This is a genomic window from Alcanivorax sp., assembly GCF_051117345.1.
Taxonomy (GTDB): Bacteria; Pseudomonadota; Gammaproteobacteria; order Pseudomonadales; family Alcanivoracaceae; genus Alcanivorax.
Genome location: NZ_JBNPEC010000070.1, coordinates 1 through 2,497 on the forward strand (window position 1 = coordinate 1; position 2,497 = coordinate 2,497).

3 protein-coding genes are annotated in these 2,497 nt (G+C 57.9%); all 3 read right to left on the reverse strand.

Annotated features, from left to right (window positions below; translation table 11 throughout):
* Positions 1–45: 45 nt before the first annotated feature.
* The gene (locus tag ACFE0K_RS04415) at positions 46–390 is read right to left on the reverse strand and encodes a TraR/DksA family transcriptional regulator (protein WP_434534908.1); all 345 of its coding nucleotides are present in this window, start codon (positions 388–390) and stop codon (positions 46–48) included.
* A 56-nt stretch (positions 391–446) separates the two neighbouring features.
* Positions 447–1,295, reverse strand: coding sequence for a universal stress protein (locus ACFE0K_RS04420; RefSeq protein WP_434534909.1), 849 nt, complete (start codon positions 1,293–1,295; stop codon positions 447–449).
* Between the two features lie 13 nt (positions 1,296–1,308).
* The coding region (locus ACFE0K_RS04425; RefSeq protein WP_434534910.1) for a SulP family inorganic anion transporter at positions 1,309–2,497 on the reverse strand (1,189 nt) is incomplete at its 5' end.

Consider the following 2,497-nt stretch of genomic DNA (forward strand, 5'->3'; position numbering starts at 1 on the left):
GTACCGCGCGCAGGAAGTACCGCGTGTGTAGCGGGATATTCTTTCCTATTCTCGGGCAGTGGCGCAAGCGAGGCAGAACAAGGTGGCGGGATCAATCTCGAGACGCCGGGGATTGATCGGCTTGCCGCAGTCTTCGCAGTAGCCGTAGTCGTTCTCGTCGATACGGCGCAGGGCCGCAACAAGCTGGCGCAAGCGCTGCTCCTGACGCTGGCGGGTTGCCAGGGCCATGGCCTGCCCCTGCATGGCGTCCATTCGCGACAGGCGCCCAACACTTTGCTGATCCAGTTCCACCGGTTTGGTGGCTGAATCAGCCGCATCATTCTGTTCGCTTAATGCCTGCTTCTCGTCCAGCAGTTTCCGGTGAAAGTGTTCCTGTTCTGCCTGTTCCATCTGGCTCTCCCAGGGGGCCAGAGCCCCGGCGTCATCAACTTCGCCGGGGCGCATCCTTATCGAAGCAGCAAATGCGGTACCGTGGCGTTCTTGATCATCTTGCTGGTGGTACTGCCCACGAAGAATTCGCGAATACGGGAGTGCCCATAGGCCCCCATCACCACCATATCAATACCGTTATCCTGCTGGTATTGGTGCAAGGCAGGCTCAACGTCCCCGTCCAGCTGCGCCACTTCCACCTCGGGGCCAGATGTTTCCAGGGTGTCGCGGGCCCAGGCCAGATCCTCTGACAACTGTTTGTCCTTGCCCACAGCGACCAGATGACAGGGCAAACCCAGAAACAGCGGGCTGGCAGCCAGCATTTTTACGCCTTCACGACAGGTCGGGCTGCCATCAAAGGCCAGCATGACTTTACCTGGCTCGCTGAAATCCGCTGGCACAATAAGGATCGGCTTGTGCATGGTACGAATCACCTGCTCCACGTGGTCGCCCACCTGGGCGGCCTCCCCAGCATGTTCTTCGCCCAGTTTGCCGATCACCAAAATGCGGGTCTGTTCCTGCATGTCGGCCAGTGTCTCTACCAGACCACCATGGCGCTGGCGCTGCTTTGGCTCGCTCACGCCTTTTTCGATGGCGCGGCTGGCCGCCGCATCCAGCATCAGCTTGCCCTGCTCCAGGGCAAGCTTGTTGCGTTTGGCATCCAGCTCGGAGAGTTCGGTCAGCAGGGACTCACGGCCACCCAGCAGCAGGTTGCCGCTGAGATCACTTTCCACCGGGTAGCGGGAATGGTCCAGCACATGCAGCAGGGTCAGCGGCGCATTCAGGCGTTGCACAGCCCAGACAGCATAATCACACACCCGCGCTGCGGCCGGAGAACCATCAATACAGGCAATCACTTCACTCATTGTTGTTCTCCTTTTAGTGGCCGCCCATGAGTTTTTCGACCGCCTCGGGCTTGTCGTGCACGGCAAATTTATCTACCAGCGTGGCACTGGCTTCATTCAGGCCGATCAGTTCCACCTCGGTCCCTTCACGGCGGAACTTGATGATCACCTTGTCCAGCGCGCCAATGGCAGTGATATCCCAGAAATGGGAACGGTGCACATCAATAGTCACTTTATCCAGTGCTTCCTTGAAGTCAAAGGAGGCAATGAACTGATCCGCAGAGGTGAAGAACACCTGACCCAGCACCTCGTAGTGGCGGTGACTGCTATTGGTTTCATCCAGATCCGAGCGCACATAGAAAACACGCCCCACTTTATTGGCATAAAACAGCGCACTAAGCACCACGCCGATACCCACACCGATGGCCAGGTTATGAGTTGCCACGGTGGCCGTCACCGTGGCCAGCATCACCACGGTGCTGCTGGCAGGATGCTTGGCGACGTTGGTGATCGACTCCCAGCTGAAGGTACCGATGGACACCATGATCATCACTGCCACCAGCGCCGCCATGGGAATCTGGGAGACCCATTTGCCCAGGAACACCACCAGCACCAACAGGAAGCAGCCGGCAAACAGAGTGGAAAGGCGCTTGCGGCCGCCGGATTTCACATTGATTACGGACTGGCCGATCATGGCGCAGCCCGCCATGCCGCCCAGGAAACCGGAAAAGATATTGGCGACGCCCTGCCCTTTGCATTCGCGATTCTTCTCGCTATCGGTATCGGTCAGATCATCCACGATGGTAGCCGTCATCATGGATTCCAGCAGGCCTACCACGGCAAGAGCCAATGAATACGGCAGAATAATCTTCAGGGTTTCCAGGTTGAGCGGAATATCCGGCAGCAGGAAGACCGGCAGACTGTCCGGCAAATCACCCTTATCGCCGACGGTGGGCACATCCAGCCCCAGATACATGGCAATACCGGTCATCACGACAATACAGATCAGTGGTGATGGTACTGCGGTGGTCAGCAATGGCAGCAGATAAATGATCGCCAACCCGGCAACCACCATGGCGTAAACATGCCATGTCACCCCGACCAGTTCCGGCAGTTGGGCCATGAAAATCAGAATCGCCAGCGCATTCACAAACCCGGTTACCACCGAACGGGAGACAAAGCGCATCAAATTGCCCAGTTTCAGGAACCCGGCAATGATCTGC